This is a genomic window from Rhodococcus rhodochrous (genome assembly GCF_014854695.1).
Taxonomy (GTDB): Bacteria; Actinomycetota; Actinomycetes; order Mycobacteriales; family Mycobacteriaceae; genus Rhodococcus.
Window position 1 is genome coordinate 3,331,181 of the sequence record NZ_CP027557.1, and the last position, 14,508, is coordinate 3,345,688.

14 protein-coding genes are annotated in these 14,508 nt (G+C 70.5%); 4 read left to right on the forward strand and 10 right to left on the reverse strand.

Going from position 1 to position 14,508, the window contains the following annotated elements:
• The 3 genes from crtI to C6Y44_RS15510 all read left to right on the forward strand — a co-directional run bounded on the left by crtI (position 1) and on the right by C6Y44_RS15510 (position 4,151).
• Complete coding sequence (crtI, locus tag C6Y44_RS15500; protein ID WP_159418041.1) at positions 1–1,533, forward strand: phytoene desaturase family protein; 1,533 nt, start codon at positions 1–3, stop codon at positions 1,531–1,533.
• Between the two features lie 100 nt (positions 1,534–1,633).
• The gene (locus C6Y44_RS15505; RefSeq protein WP_174247023.1) at positions 1,634–3,220 is read left to right on the forward strand and encodes an alpha-(1->6)-mannopyranosyltransferase A; all 1,587 of its coding nucleotides are present in this window, start codon (positions 1,634–1,636) and stop codon (positions 3,218–3,220) included.
• Positions 3,213–4,151 (forward strand): phytoene/squalene synthase family protein, encoded by a 939-nt coding sequence (locus C6Y44_RS15510; protein WP_159418039.1) that lies wholly within the window; start codon positions 3,213–3,215, stop codon positions 4,149–4,151. Before C6Y44_RS15505 ends, C6Y44_RS15510 begins: the two co-directional genes overlap by 8 nt.
• Before the next feature lie 29 nt (positions 4,152–4,180).
• On the opposite strand, the gene C6Y44_RS15515 is transcribed toward C6Y44_RS15510, so the two are convergent.
• Positions 4,181–4,552: an Rv2175c family DNA-binding protein gene (locus C6Y44_RS15515; protein WP_225623576.1), complete on the reverse strand. Its 372-nt coding sequence runs from the start codon at positions 4,550–4,552 to the stop codon at positions 4,181–4,183.
• A 182-nt stretch (positions 4,553–4,734) separates the two neighbouring features.
• Here C6Y44_RS15515 and pknB point away from each other — a divergent pair, with 182 nt between their 5' ends.
• Positions 4,735–6,801 carry a Stk1 family PASTA domain-containing Ser/Thr kinase gene (gene pknB, locus C6Y44_RS15520; RefSeq protein WP_159418038.1) on the forward strand — a complete coding sequence of 689 codons (2,067 nt, stop codon included), beginning with the start codon at positions 4,735–4,737 and terminating at the stop codon, positions 6,799–6,801.
• A 16-nt stretch (positions 6,802–6,817) separates the two neighbouring features.
• Here pknB and C6Y44_RS15525 read toward each other — a convergent pair whose 3' ends face one another.
• The 9 genes from C6Y44_RS15525 to C6Y44_RS15565 form a co-directional block, all read right to left on the reverse strand.
• Positions 6,818–8,203, reverse strand: coding sequence for a class II 3-deoxy-7-phosphoheptulonate synthase (locus C6Y44_RS15525; RefSeq protein WP_060652794.1), 1,386 nt, complete (start codon positions 8,201–8,203; stop codon positions 6,818–6,820).
• 54 nt (positions 8,204–8,257) lie between these two features.
• Positions 8,258–8,749 carry a polyadenylate-specific 3'-exoribonuclease AS gene (locus C6Y44_RS15530; RefSeq protein WP_026061497.1) on the reverse strand — a complete coding sequence of 164 codons (492 nt, stop codon included), beginning with the start codon at positions 8,747–8,749 and terminating at the stop codon, positions 8,258–8,260.
• A gap of 4 nt (positions 8,750–8,753) precedes the next feature.
• The gene (locus C6Y44_RS15535) at positions 8,754–9,539 is read right to left on the reverse strand and encodes a lysophospholipid acyltransferase family protein (protein ID WP_120284373.1); all 786 of its coding nucleotides are present in this window, start codon (positions 9,537–9,539) and stop codon (positions 8,754–8,756) included.
• Positions 9,540–9,680: 141 nt separating this feature from the next.
• On the reverse strand, positions 9,681–10,694 hold the full coding sequence (locus C6Y44_RS15540; RefSeq protein WP_192378487.1) for an ROK family glucokinase: 1,014 nt from the start codon (positions 10,692–10,694) through the stop codon (positions 9,681–9,683).
• Positions 10,691–11,101, reverse strand: a complete 411-nt coding sequence (locus C6Y44_RS15545; RefSeq protein ID WP_120283275.1) for a hypothetical protein — start codon at positions 11,099–11,101, stop codon at positions 10,691–10,693. The genes C6Y44_RS15540 and C6Y44_RS15545 overlap by 4 nt, the downstream gene beginning before the upstream one ends.
• Entirely contained in the window at positions 11,089–12,297 is a 1,209-nt protein-coding gene (locus tag C6Y44_RS15550; RefSeq protein ID WP_159418036.1) for an ArsA family ATPase, read from the reverse strand. Before C6Y44_RS15550 ends, C6Y44_RS15545 begins: the two co-directional genes overlap by 13 nt.
• 23 nt (positions 12,298–12,320) lie before the next feature.
• A complete protein-coding gene (locus C6Y44_RS15555) occupies positions 12,321–12,758 on the reverse strand; it encodes an SRPBCC family protein (protein WP_060652790.1) in 438 nt (145 codons plus the stop codon).
• Between the two features lie 111 nt (positions 12,759–12,869).
• Positions 12,870–13,259 carry a polyketide cyclase / dehydrase and lipid transport gene (locus tag C6Y44_RS15560; protein ID WP_192378488.1) on the reverse strand — a complete coding sequence of 130 codons (390 nt, stop codon included), beginning with the start codon at positions 13,257–13,259 and terminating at the stop codon, positions 12,870–12,872.
• A 39-nt stretch (positions 13,260–13,298) separates the two neighbouring features.
• On the reverse strand, positions 13,299–14,468 hold the full coding sequence (locus C6Y44_RS15565; protein WP_159418034.1) for a glycosyltransferase family 4 protein: 1,170 nt from the start codon (positions 14,466–14,468) through the stop codon (positions 13,299–13,301).
• Between the last annotated feature and the right edge of the window lie 40 nt (positions 14,469–14,508).

The following is a 14,508-nucleotide window of genomic DNA, read 5'->3' on the forward strand; positions in this document are numbered from 1 at the left end:
GTGCGGACGGTTCCCGGCGCCGACCGGGTCGTCGTGGTCGGTGCCGGTCTCGCCGGTCTGTCGGCGGCGCTGTACCTGCGCGGCGCCGGTAGGGACGTGACGGTGCTCGAACGCGCCGATGACGTCGGTGGCCGGGTCGGCAGCTATCACGGCCCGGGCTACGAGATCGACAACGGCGCCACGGTGCTGACGATGCCCGAGTTGATCGACGACGCGCTCGCCGCGGTGGGCGCCGACCGGAATTCCGTCCGGCCGGCGCTGCACACCCGGCGACTGTCCCCCGCATATCACGCACGGTTCGCCGACGGCACCTCGATCGACGTGCACTCCGACCCCGACGCCATGGTCGCGGAGATCTCGCGGGTGTGCGGTGCGGAGGAGGCGCGCCGCTATCTGCGGTTGCGCGCGTGGCTCGCCGACATCTTCGACGCCGAGTTCGACCGCTTCATGGACGCGAGTTTCGACTCGCCGCTCGACCTGGTGTCGTCCCCGGCGGCGCTGCGCGACCTGGCGCGCCTGCTCCGGCTGGGTGGGTTCGGCAGGCTCGGCGCGCAGGTGAACCGTAGGATCACCGACCCGCGCCTGCGCCGCGTCTTCACCTTCCAGGCGCTGTACGCGGGGGTCGCTCCGGCGCGGGCCCTCGCCGTCTACGGGGCCATCGCGCACATGGACACCTCGCTGGGCGTGTACGCGGTGGACGGTGGTATGCGGTCGGTCGCCCGCGCGATGGCCGCGGCGTTCGTCGAGGCCGGCGGACGACTCGAACTCGGGCGGGAGGTGACCTCGCTCGATCTGTCCGGCGGTCGGGTCGACGGTGTCCGCACCCGCGACGGAGAGCGCTTTCCGTGCGACGCGGCCGTCCTGACCCCCGACACCCCGGTGGTCGACGGATTACTGCCGCGCCGACGGCGCCGTCGCACGCTGGCCGCGCCGTCGGCCGTGGTGCTGCACGGGTCGATCCCCACCGGGGTGACCCGCGGCTGGGCGGCGCAACACCACCACGTGATCGATTTCGGCGGCGAGTGGGACCGCACCTTCGCGGAGATCACCCGCAACCGCGGACGCGGTCGGCCGATGTCGGATCCCTCGCTGCTCATCACGCGACCGGCACTGTCCGATCCCGGCCTGCGGTTCACCCGTGAGGGCGTCGAGCACGAACCGTTGTCGGTGCTGGCGCCGTGCCCGAACCTCGACAGCGCGCCGCTCGCCTGGGCCGAGCTCGCGGTGCCCTATCGCAACGAACTGCTCGACGTCCTCGACCGCCGCGGATACGGCGGCATCGCGGACGGTTTCCGCGTCGACCACATCGACACACCGGCCACCTGGCACGCTCGTGGCATGCAGGCGGGCAGCCCGTTCTCGAGCGCTCACGTCTTCCGGCAGACGGGACCGTTCCGGCGCCGCAACCTCGATCCGGCCGTTCCCGGCGTGGTGCTCGCGGGGTCGGCGACGGTGCCGGGTGTCGGTGTCCCCACCGTGCTGTTGTCCGGAAGGCTCGCCGCCGAACGGCTCGGTGCTCCGCGAAGGCGGTGACACCGGGCGCACCACGCTCCGCGTCTCCACTAAACTGTCCTCGTTCGCCAGCTACCTGCGCGCCGCGCATCCACACGTCCACGGGGGAGGAACCGTACCGATGTCGTCCCCTGCCTCGCCCGACGCCGAGCCACAGACCTCGCCCGCGCCGGAGGGGACGGCCGCACCGAAGGGTGAGCGCCCGAAGCGCGCATTCCTGAGGAGTCCCGCCGGCCACGCCGCGCTGCTCGGCGCGTGGGGCGCGGTACTCATGACCTTCGGCAGTTTCGGGTCGGGCAGTGTCCGCCGGGTCGATCCGCTCCTCGAGGACATCTATCTGTCGTGGCTGCGGTTCGGCCACGGCCAGTTGCTCTCGCGGATCATCCTGTGGGTCGGTGTGCTCCTCATGATCGCAGCGTGGGTGCGTGTCGGCCGGGCGACCCTCGCCGGCCACGTCACGGTGCGCGATCTGTGGACGGTGCTGCCGGCGTGGACCGCTCCCCTGCTGGTCGCCACCCCGATGTTCAGCCGCGACGCCTACTCCTACCTCGCGCAGGGCGCACTGCTGCGCGACGGTTTCGATCCGTACGAGGTGGGCCCGGTCGTCAATCCGGGCGTCCTGCTCGACAACGTCAGCAATGTGTGGACGACGACGACCACGCCCTACGGGCCCGTCCACCTGCTGCTCGGTGCGGGCATCACGTCCATCACCGACGACAACGTGGTGACGGGCACCTGGTTGTGGCGCCTGACCATGCTTCCCGGCCTGGCACTGATGGCGTGGGCCGTGCCGAAACTCGCCCGTCGCATGGGCGGGAATCCCGCGATCGCCCTGTGGCTCGCGGTGTTGAACCCGCTCGTGTTGATCCACCTCGTCGGCGGTGTGCACAACGAGTTGCTGATGGTCGGTCTCATGATCGCCGGCATCGTGCTCGTGCTCGAGGGCCGGCACCTCGGCGGCATCGCCCTGGTCTCGCTCGGCGCCGCGATCAAGGCCACCGCAGGATTGGCACTGCCCTTCCTGGTGTGGGTGTGGATGATCCACGAACGCGATCGTGCGCTTGCCGAGGGACGCGAACCGGCAGCGCCCGTCCGTCTGTTCGTCAAGGCCGCCGGCCTGGGACTGGTGGTCTTCGCCGCAGTCTTCGGTGGCACCTCGCTGCTCGCGGGTGTGGGCATCGGCTGGCTCACCGCCCTGTCGGGCTCGTCGAAGATCATCAACTGGTTGTCGCTGCCGACGATGATGGCGCACGCCGTCACGTGGGTCACCCCGTGGCGACTCGGATCGGTCCTCGACATCACGCGCATGCTCTGCGCGATCGCGCTGGTGGTGATCCTCGTGTGGGCGTGGTGGCGCTTCCGCCGCACCGAGCGCGACGCGATCTTCGGGATCGTCGTGGCGCTGACCGCGGTGACCCTGCTCTCGCCCGCCGCGCTGCCCTGGTACTACTCCTGGCCGCTCGCCGTCGCCGCCGCCTTCGCGATGTCGCCTCGGGTGCTCATGGTGCTCGTCGGGCTGTCGACCTGGCTGATGTTGATCTTCAACCCCGACGGGTCGATCGGGATGTACAACATCGCGCACGTCGCACTCGCGGTGTTCGCTTCGATCGTCGCGGCCCGTTCGCTGGTCACCTACGACCCGCTGCGCCTGCGGTTACGACCGCGACCGGCATCGCCCGCCGGCGCTGCCCGGGACGACCGTGCCTGAGCGCCCCACGGGGATCGCGGCCGACGATCTCACCCGGGCCTACGCCTACTGCGCCGAGCTCACCGCCGAACACGGACGCACCTACAACCTCGCGACCCGGCTGCTACCCGCCTCGCGGCGACACGCCGTGCACGCGCTCTACGGCTTCGCCCGACACGTCGACGACATCGTCGACGTCACCGCCGTGGACGACCCGGAGGCCGCGATCCGCGGTGTCGACGACGCGCACACCCGCCTGCACGCCGCGCTCGCGGGCGATCCCGGCCCGCTCGACGACACGGGTCTCGTGGTCCGCGCGCTCGCCGACACGATCGAGCAGTACCGCATCCCGACCGGGTACTTCGAGGCCTTCATCCGTTCCATGCGCATGGACGTGCCGGGCACGCCCGAGTTCCGGCCCCGCTACGGGACCATGGAGGAACTGCGCGAGTACATGTACGGCTCGGCAGCGGTGATCGGTCTCGAACTGCTACCGATCCTCGACATCGACGATCCGGCCGCCCCGCCCGCCGCAGCAGCGCTCGGGGAAGCATTCCAGCTCACCAACTTCATCCGCGACGTGGGCGAGGACCTCGAACGCGGACGCGTCTACATCCCGCTCGAACTGTGGTCGGCGTTCGGGGTCGACATCGACCTGCTGCAGGAAGGCCGGCACACCGGCACGGTGGATCCGAAGGTCCGGCGGGCACTCGCCCACGCGGTCGCGTTGACCCGCGCCGAATATCGCAAGGCCGAACCCGGGCTGGCGGTACTCCCCGGCCGGATCCGACCGGGTATCCGCGCGGCCTTCACGCTCTACGGGCGGATCCTCGACGAGGTCGAACGCAGCGGGTTCCGGGTGCTCGACCGGCGCGCGACGGTTCCGCGCCGCACGCGCGCCGCGGTCATGCTCACCGAGTACGTCACCGGTTCGCTGCTCCGGCAGCGGTGACGATCTGCTGCTCGGCAAGCATCACGAACTCAGAAGGCGAGCGCCTGCGCCCGCCGCATGACCTCGCGCGCGGACTGCGTGTGCATCGCGGCCACGGGGCATCCACCGGGAAGAGAATCGTCCTCGGCGAAGAGCCACTGCAGGATCTCGTCGTCCTCGTAACCGCCGTCGTGCAGCACTGCGATCAGGCCGGGAAGACCCTTGAGAACGTTCCCCTCGTCGTCGAGGAAGGCCTCGGGCAGGACCGGCACGCGGTCGCGCTTGAACGCCAGCAACTGCCGGTCGCGCACCATCTGGTGCACGCGGGAAGTGGCGACGCCGAGGCTCTTGGCCACATCGACGAGCTGCACCACGGGGACGGAGCGGTCGAGAACGTCGTCGCAGTAAGGGATTGCACTCACCCCACCACGTTATCGCTGCGGCCGCGCGGGCAGCTACGCGGCTACCGTCCACGGGAGCTGGCTACGATCGACGGGGACGAAATCGCTCCGCACACGCGGAGCCGGACCTTCGTCACGTCGATACCTCGAAGGCCCGGGTACCGGCGTCCCACCATCACGCACGAGACACGGGGGTACACCGGGTGACCGCTGGAGGCGACCGACTGGTCGGCGTCGTGCTCGACCGGCGTTATCGCATCGAATCGCAGATCGCGCGGGGCGGCATGTCGACCGTCTACCGCGGCACCGACATGCGTCTCGACCGTCCCGTCGCCGTGAAGATCATGGATCCGCAGTTCGCGGCCGATCCCCAGTTCCTGGCACGGTTCGAGTTCGAGGCCAGGTCCGTCGCACGACTGACGCATCCCGGGCTCGTCGCGGTCTACGACCAGGGCCAGGACGGCGATCACGTCTTCCTCGTCATGGAGCTCGTCGAAGGCGGTACCCTGCGCGAACTGCTGCGCGAACGCGGACCGATGCCGCCGCACGCCGCGGCCGCCGTGGCCGCGCCGGTCCTCGGAGCCCTGGCCGTCGCCCACCGCGCGGGTCTCGTGCACCGCGACATCAAGCCCGAGAACATCCTCATCTCCGGCAACGGCGAGGTGAAGATCGCCGACTTCGGGCTCGTCCGGGCGGTCGCCGCCGCGACCACCACCTCGCGCAGCGTGATCCTCGGCACGGCGGCGTACCTGTCCCCGGAGCAGGTGACCGTCGGCAGCGCCGACGCGCGCAGCGACGTCTACTCCGCCGGTGTTCTCGTGTACGAGATGCTCACCGGTCGCACTCCCTTCACCGGCGACACGTCCCTGTCGGTGGCGTACCAGCGCGTGGAGAAGGACGTGCCGGATCCCAGTTCGGCTATCGACGGGGTCCCGCCGGAACTGGACGCCTTCGTCCGCCGGGCCACCGAACGCGAACCGTCGGAACGCTACGCCGACGCGCAGGTGATGGCCGACGCGCTCGGCGAGATCTGCGACACGCTCGATCTCCCCCGCTACCGGGTTCCGGCTCCGAGACGATCCGCGGTGCGGACGCCACCCGTGGTGGATCCCGATGCCGCGGCGCCGACCCGCACCGTCGACGGCGCCGCTTCCGGGCATGCCGATCCTGCTCCGCCGACGACGGTGCTCCCCGGCTCGGCCGCGACCTCGCATGCTCCGACGACCGTGCAGACCGCCGTGCCGGCCCCACCCGACCCGAATGCACCGGCCACGCCTGGCCCGAATACTCCGGCCACGCGCCCGCACCCGACCCGGGTCGCGACCCGCACCCATCCGCGTCCCGACACCGAACCGGTGGCGCCCCGGCCCGACTACGCCGCCGACCGTCGCCGTCAACGCCGGTCCGCCGCCGGCTGGATCGCCGCGATCATCGTGCTCGCGTTGTTCATGGGGATCGCCGGATGGTGGCTCGGCGCCGGCCGGCTCACCGACGTCCCGACCGTGCTGGGACTCGACCGGGCGGCGGCCGTGTCCGCGATCGAGACGGCCGGGTTGTCCAGCGAGATCCGGGGCGAGTACTCCGACGACGTTCCCGTCGACACCGTCCTCGGCACCGACCCCACCGCGGGCTCACGCGTGCCCGACGGCGACACGATCGCGTTGCTCGTGTCGCTCGGCAGACCCACCGTCCCGTCCATTCCCGGCGCCGGTGAGAGATCCGTCGTCGAGGACGAACTGCGGAGCCGCACCTTCGAACCGGTCGAGGGCGGTACCGCGTTCAGCACCACGGTGCCCGAGGGCGGAGTGGCCGCGCTCGACCCCGCGCCCGGCACCGTCCTGCCCGTGGGGGCGGAGGTCGCGCTCGTGATCAGCAAGGGATCGCCGCCCGTGACCCTGCCCGACCTGACCGGTCGGCCCGTCGACGAGGCGCGTCGCATCCTCGACGAGGCCGGCCTGACCGTCGGGGAGATCCGTGAGGTCTTCGACGCCGATGTCGACGAGGGGCGGGTCGTCGGCACCGACCCGGAGGAGGGCGAAGACGTCAGCGCCGGCGGAACCGTCACCCTCCTTGTATCCAATGCAGTGAAGGTGCCGTCGATGTTGGGACGCTCGGTGGGCTCGGCCCGCGACGAGCTCACCCGCCTCGGTTTCGAGGTCGAGGTGCGGCAACTCGGCGACTCCGACCGCTCGGTCGTGATCGGCCAGAATCCCGGGGCGGGCCGGAGAGCAGAACAGGGCAGCACGGTCACGCTGACCGCACTGCCCTGATCCGACCGCCTGTTCCCTACCCGCGGAGCATCTCCGCCACGAGGAACGCGAGTTCGATCGACTGCTGCGTGTTCAGCCGCGGATCGCACGCCGTCTCGTAGCGACCGTGCAGGTCGAGATCGGAGATGTCCTGGGCACCGCCGAGGCACTCGGTGACGTCCTCACCGGTGAGCTCGACGTGGATGCCACCCGGATGCGTGCCGAGCGCGCGGTGCACCTCGAAGAAGCCCTGCACCTCGTCGACGATGCGGTCGAAGTGACGGGTCTTGTAGCCGGTGGACGCCTCGTGGGTGTTGCCGTGCATCGGGTCGCACTGCCAGATCACCTTGTGACCGGAGGCCTCGACGCGCTCGATGATGCCGGGCAGCAGGTCGCGGACCTTCGAGTGACCCATCCGAGAGATCAGGGTCAGCCGGCCCGGCGTGTTGTGCGGATCCAGGCGCTCGACGTACTCGACGGCCATCTCCGGGGTGGTCGACGGACCGATCTTCAGACCGATCGGGTTCGACAGCAGCTCCGCGAACGCGATGTGCGCGCCGTCGAGCTGGCGGGTGCGATCGCCGATCCAGAGGAAGTGGGCCGACAGGTCGTACAGGCGCGGCTTGTCGCCCGAGTTGTCGAGGCGCAGCATCGCACGCTCGTAGTCGAGGACGAGGGCCTCGTGGCTGGCGTAGATCGTCGCCGCGCGCAGGTTCGGGTCGACGACACCGCACGCGTCCATGAACCGCAGACCGCGATCGATCTCGGAGGCGAGCGCCTCGTAGCGGGCACCGGCAGGCGAGGCCGAGACGAAGGCCCGGTTCCAGTCGTGCACGCGGTGCAGGTCGGCCTCACCGGCGGCGGTGACGGCACGCACGAGGTTCATCGCGGCGCTCGCGTTCGCGTAAGCGCGCACGAGGCGCGACGGATCGTGCCTGCGCACCTCGGCATCGGCGACCAGCGAGTTGACCATGTCGCCGCGGTAGGACGGCAGACCGAGCGCGTCGGTGTCGGACGAACGAGGCTTGGCGTACTGGCCGGCGATCCGCGCGACCTTCACGACCGGCGTCGACGCACCGTAGGTCAGCACCACCGCCATCTGCAGCAGCGTGCGGATGTTGCCCTTGATGTGCGGCTCGGTGTTGTCCGCGAACGTCTCGGCGCAGTCGCCGCCCTGGAGGAGGAAGGCCTCACCGCGAGCGACGGCGGCGAGCTGGTTCTGCAGCTCCTCGACCTCGCGGGGCACGGTGATGGGAGGCACGCTCTCGAGCACGGTGCGCATCGCCGCGGCCTGTTCCTCGGGCCAGCTGGGCTGCTGCAGCGCCGGCTTTGCGAGCGCCGCGTCGAGGTTGGCACGCAGCTCCTCGGGCAACGGGGGAAGTTCGGGCAAGCGGTCGATCGGCACGTCGACAGTCCAGTTCACCCGTCCAGGATATGGCGTGACGGCCGGAAGCGGCGCAGCACCCCGTTACCCGCGTCACCGCGACCGGCGAGCAGCCTCGATCGCTTCGAACTTCGCGAGGTTGTGGCGGGCGTCGGCGAGCGCGTCGTGGTTGTCGTCCGGCGCCGGGGGCAGGGGCGGTGAGCCCGAGTCCTCCCAGTACTGCCGGAGCTCGCGGGTGAAGCGGGGCAGGACGTCCGGGAGTTCGGGCATGGTGCCCCACAGCTGGACGAGCACGACGTGGTCGTAGGCCCCGATCCACGCCCACAGTTCGGGCCGGATGCCCGGTCGGGGCACGAGGAACTTCAGCAGGTCGTCGCGGATCCTCGATCGCGACTTCCAGGCGGGGTGCGCCGGGGGCGGGAGCTTCGGGAGGACGTTGCGGCGCACCCAGGCTCCGGCCCGGGTCGGGTCGAATTCGGTCGACACCGCGTAGAACTCGCGGCCGTCCTCGCAGGCGACACCGATCGAGACGAGTTCGATCGTGCGTCCGTCCTCGATGAACTCACAGTCGTAGAAGTAGCGCACCTGCTCACCCGGCACGCGTGTCGGGAACGCGGTCCGCGACGGAACCGTCCTGCGGCGGGGTCGCGGCACTGCCGTTCGTCGACGCGCCCGTGTCCCCGGCCCCCGACTCGTTCGCCGAGCCCTTGTTCTTGAGGGAGGCGGCGTAGATGTCGACGTACTCCTGACCCGACAACTGCATGAGCGAGTACATGACCTCGTCGGTGACGGTGCGCTCCACGAACCTGTTTCCGCCCATGCCCTCGAACCGGGAGAAGTCGATGGGCTCGCCGATCCGGACGGTGATCTTCGCCGGTCGCCACATCTTCGACCCGATGGGGTTCATCCGGTCGGTGCCGATCATGGCGACGGGGATCACGGGGACGCCGGTCTCCAGCGCCAGTCGCGCGAGGCCGGTCTTGCCCTTGTAGAGGCGTCCGTCGGGTGAGCGGGTGCCCTCGGGATAGATGCCGAGCAGCTTGCCCTGGCCGAGCACCCGGACCCCGGCGTTGAGCGCATCCTGCGCGGCGTCGGCGCCGGTGCGGTCGATGGGGACCTGCCCGACCGACGAGAAGAACCAGCGCTGGAAGGCGCCCTTGAGTCCGGTGCCGGTGAAGTACTCGCTCTTCGCGAGGAAGGTGATGCGCCGGCGTACCAGGAGGGGAAGGTAGAACGAGTCGAGGACGGCCCGGTGGTTACTGGCCAGGATCGCCGGTCCGTGCGCCGGAATGTTCTCGCCGCCTTCGAACTTCGGACGTCCTATGAGCCACAGCAGCGGTCCCAGGAGGACGTACTTGAACAGCCAGTACCACATGGCATCCTTCCCGAATCCGATCATCCCCCACACGGATCGGTGCAGCACCGCCCGCCGGTCGACTCTACGACGATGCGACTGCCACTCGCACATCGCCTCAGTGCCCGACCCCACCCTTTCCACGTCGACGTGACGATAATCTCACCTCCGGCGAATCTCACCTACAGGGAAATTCGACGACAGCGGTGGTCGTGAGGTTTCGATCGCGGAGCGGGCGAGATCGGCGGCACCGATGAGCCCGGCGGCGTCGCCGAGCTGCGCGACCCGGACGCGCGCGAGAGGACGATGGCCGGCGCCGGTGGTCACGGCCGCGTAGTGCTCGCGCGCGGCGTCGAGGAACAGCGGCGCGGAACCGGAGACCCCTCCCCCGATGACGACGAGCTCGGGGTCGTAGACGTCGGCGACGAGCGCGAGGCCGAGCCCGAGCCTGCGGGCGAAATCGTCGAAGGCCGCGAGCGCGACGGGGTCGCCGTCGTGGGCTGCGCCCGCGATCCGCCGGCCGGTGAGCGATCCGGGATCCGAGGCGATCTCGCCCGCGAGAACGGACCGCCCGGGTTCGGCCGCGAGCATCTCGACGGTCGTGTCCACGAGACCCGTTCCGCTGCAATACCGTTCCCAGCACCCCTGCTTGCCGCACGGGCAGGGCCGACCGTTGGGCACGACCTGCAGGTGACCGAGCTCGGGCGCCACACCGTAGGCACCGCGATAGATCCTGCCGTCGAGCAGCAGGGCGGCGCCGATGCCCGTTCCGAGCGCGACCATCACCGCGATCGTGCTGCCCGCGGCGGCGCCGAAGCGGTACTCGGCCCAGGCCGCGGCATTGGCGTCGTGTTCGAGGACGACCGGCAACCCGAAGCGTTCGGTGAGCGTCTCGGCGAGCGGCGTATCGCGCCAGGGCAGATGCGGCGCGAACCGCACGGTGGTGCGGTCCTCGGTGAGGAAGCCCGCGACCCCCAGCCCGACCGCTGCGATGTCGTTGCGGTCGCGCAGATGCTCGACGAGCCGGTGCAGCGCGTTCTCGAGGGCGACCGCGGAGGACGGCGTCTGCGTGCGCACACTGTCGACGACGTCGCCGTTACGGTCGACGGCCGCCGCGCGGATGCTCGTGCCCCCGATGTCGATCCCGACCGTGAGCCCGGGGTCGTGCGTGTTCACGTGCGGAGGTTGACGGAGATCGGCTCGAAGGCCGGGCGATCCCGCGTCGGCGGATCGGGTGTCGGCTCGGGCGGGACGCCACCGGTCGCGGGCAGGAACTGCGCGAGGAACTCCCGCAGCAGCGCGATCAACGCCGCCAGTTTCGACGCCAGCCTGCTGACCAGTTCGTGGTTCTCGCCGCGAACCAGGGCTGCGGCGGCGCAGAGCGGGCACCACGCGCACCCACTCGGGGTGGTTGCGGCCTCGGCGTCACCCGGCGCCGTCGAACCGGGCGCGGTATGAGCCGACGCGTCGCCGGTCGCGGCGACGAACTGCTGCACCGTGCCCTCGACGCGGTCGAGAACGGCGTCGGCGAGCAGCAACAACTCGGAGATCAGGGCTTCGTGATCGTCCCTCACAGCGGCCACACCGCCGGATCCGGTACGAATCGCACCACCAGATCGGTTCCGTCGAACTCGGCATCGGAGACGGTGCACCGGCGCAGCCCCGAAGCGAGTCGCACCCGGCGTCGCATCCCGTCGGCGCCGACGACGAGGTCGTCGCCGATCCGTCCGAGTGTCAGGGACGCGGGATCGGCGAGCGGCAGGTACATGCGCATCGCGTACACCGACTCCACCCCCGTTCCCGATTCGTGCTGCACCCGGACCGGCTCGTCGGTCTCCGACGAGGGAACGGGTGCGTCGCGGCGGAGCGCCGTGGCGAGCTCCTCCAGAGCTGCCAACCCTACCGGCTCCGCGGCGCGGCGCTCGCACACGATCACGGGAACGTCGGTGACGGCCGCCCCGATCTCGGCGACGATCGCCTCGTGCGCGGCCCGTTGGTCGGCGAGCAGCCGCGCGGCCGCACCCGAACCACCCACCGCGGGGACGACTCCGTTGACGACGACCGCGTCGACGCGCATGCCGGACAGAGCGAGCCACGACCGTACCCGTGCGAGCTCGGCACGACCGGCGCGGTCGGGCGTCGCCACGACCACCGCGGCGCTGCGTCCGCGATCGTCGAGCAGGTCGCGTACCGCGGTGATCCCCGACAGCAGCCGATCGAACAGCGCGACGAAGACACCCGTGCGGGGGTCCGGACCGGTGGCCGCTGCGACCCGGCTGTGCTGGGGCCAGATCCGTTCCAGCGAATCGGAGACCGTGCGCGGCGCGGTGAGGGTGCGCAGGGCGTCGGCGGAGGCCGGGGCGTCGACGACGACGAGAGCCCACCTCCCGCTGTCCGCGAGTCGCGCGACCTCGGTGAGCACGAGCAGTTCCTCGACGCCGGGAAGTCCGGTCAGTTCGTCGGGCTCGGGCAGGTCGAACCGATCGGCGTGCTCGTGCGTCCCGGCGAGCGCCGCCATCGACGCGAGGACCGCGTAGCGCGTGCGGAGCAGCTGCAGCGAGTCGATCTCCACCATGTCGAGGTTCTCCTCGACGGTGCGGATGTCCGTCGCGTCGGCGTCCCGGTTCGTGGCCGGGGGCAGGTCGAGCACGTCGCCGAGGGAGTGCGCCCGGTCGATGGACACGACGAGCACGGGCTCTCCCGCACGGGCGGCCGCGAGCGCCTCGGCCGCGGCAAGGGTCGTCTTCCCGGCGCCGCCCTTTCCGAGGAACCATCGCACGCGGGCCGGGGCGTGCCGGACGTTCAGCCCTCCACCTGCTTCTTGAGTTCCTTCAGCGCGGTGTCGGTGATGACCTTCTCCGCCTTGCGCTTGAACAGACCGATCATCGGGATCGTGAGATCCACGGTGAGCTGGTAGTCGACGACCGTCGTGCCGTCGGGGGCCTCGGTCAGCACGTACGAGCCGGACTGGGCCTTCTGGATCTCACCGCTCTCGAGCTCCCAGCTCACGGCACGGTTGTCGGGCGCCCACTTGTACCGCAGGACGTAGGTGTCCTTGACGATGCCGGCGTCGAGGACGAAGCGCACGCGTTCGGCCCGGCCGTCGGGTCGATGTTCCACGACCTCCACGGTCTTTGCCGCCGACACCCACGTCGGATAGGCATCGAAATCTGCGATGACCTCCATGACGCGCTCGGCCGGCGCGTCGATGGTGATCGACCTCTTCGTCTTCTCGGCCATGTGGTGACGGCTCCCTTTCTCGGTCCCTCGGGTGTGCACCGATCAGTCCCGCCCCGAGGGTCTATCACACCGTAGGAACAACGGTATCGGGACGACGCTCCTTCGGTGGCTTCAGTGTCGCGGCGGTTCACCGGCCGGACGACCGGCCTCGAGACGCTGCTTGACCTCGAAGGTCATCACCTTTCCCTGGACCCGGCGCGTACGGTTCATTCCCGCGAGGTCGAGCCCCGCCACCCGCTCGGGCGCGACACCGGCCGGTTCGCAGTGCAGGAAGTAGTGGAGCACCGCGCCGTCGAGAACCGGCTCGATCCACACCTCCATCGTTCCGTCGAGCGGACCCGACACCGTCCACCGGATGCCCTTCTCGGCTCGGTCCTCCCGCACGGTCAGTACGAGATCGGGCCACCATGCACGCCACCGATCGAGGGCCGCGATCTCCTCGGCGATGCGCTCCGGGGGCGCCGCTACGAAGGTCTGGTCCGCCACCTGAATGCTGCTCACGCAGGACAGCTTCACATATCGCGTCGGCGGCCCGTCCGGTCACCCCGCCGACGGCGTCACCGTCTCGTTCGGGGGCGCCGAGGCGTCGAGATAACCGCGCAATCTGGCGCCCAGGACGTCCCACCTCCAATCGGTGGAGACCCACTCGCGACCGGCCGCGCCCATCGCGGCGGCACGATCGGGATCGGCGAGGACACCGGACACCGCGGTCGCGACGGCCGTGACGGAGGTGCCGTCGACGACGTAACCGGTGCGACCGTCGCGCACCGTTTCCGGGGCACCGCCCGACCGGCCGGCCACGACGGGCACCCCGGTCGCGGACGCCTCGAGGTACACGATGCCCAGGCCCTCGACGTCGAGACCGCCGCCGCGGGTCCGGCACGGCATCGCGAACACGTCGGCGATGGTGTGGTGCGCGGCGAGTTCGGCCGACGGCACGGTGCCGGTGAACACGATGTGCTCCTCGACCTCCGTGCGGCAGGCGAGCTCCCGCAGACGCGACTCGTACGGTCCGCCGCCGACGATCACGAGGACGGCACCGTCGATCCGCTTCCGGATCGCGGGCAGCGCGCGGATGAGCACGTCCTGCCCCTTACGCGGCACCAGGCGCGACAGGCACAGCACGGTGGGCCGGTCGCCGAGACCGTAGCGTGCCCGCAGTTCGGCGCGTGCCGCCGGATCGGGCCGGAAGACGTCGGTGTTCACGCCGGACGGCAGGTGTTCGAGACCCGCTTCGGGGCCGAATGCCGAGGCGAACCGCCCCCTCGTGTAGCGACTGACGTAGGTGACGGTGTCGGTGTGCTCGCCGATCTGCCGCAGCGCCTGCCGGGCGGCGGGAAGCATCGACCATCCCACCTCGTGGCCGTGGGTGCTGGCGACGATGCGATGGGCGCCGGCACGGCGCAGCACGGGCGCCAGCAGAGCCAACGGCGCAGCCGCTCCGAACCAGACTGTGTCGCAGTCGTGTTCGGTGAGCAGCCGAGTGGCCCGTCGCGCGACGTCGGGGGTCGGCAGCATCAGCGTCGTGGGATGACGGACGACCTCGAAGGGGACCCGCGCGTCGAACTTCACGTGACTGTCGCCGCGCCACCGCGGCGCGTAGACGACCAGGTCGTCGGACGGCAGCTGATTCGCGAAGGCGTGCAGATAGGACTGGATGCCCCCGGGTCGGGGCGGGAAATCGTTCGTCACCAGCAAGGTCCGCGACATGGGACCACCGTAGAAGCAGCGCGACGGGAAGGCGTCGACG

What these genes read in the sequence shown, in the direction of transcription:
- C6Y44_RS15505 (WP_174247023.1), top strand. Translation starts at nt 1,634, where the DNA reads ATGTCGTCCCCTGCCTCGCCCGACGCCGAGCCACAGACCTCGCCCGCG.
- C6Y44_RS15535 (WP_120284373.1), bottom strand. Translation starts at nt 9,539, where the DNA reads ATGTGGTACTGGCTGTTCAAGTACGTCCTCCTGGGACCGCTGCTGTGG.
- C6Y44_RS15555 (WP_060652790.1), bottom strand. Translation starts at nt 12,758, where the DNA reads ATGGCCGAGAAGACGAAGAGGTCGATCACCATCGACGCGCCGGCCGAG.
- C6Y44_RS15565 (WP_159418034.1), bottom strand. Translation starts at nt 14,468, where the DNA reads ATGTCGCGGACCTTGCTGGTGACGAACGATTTCCCGCCCCGACCCGGG.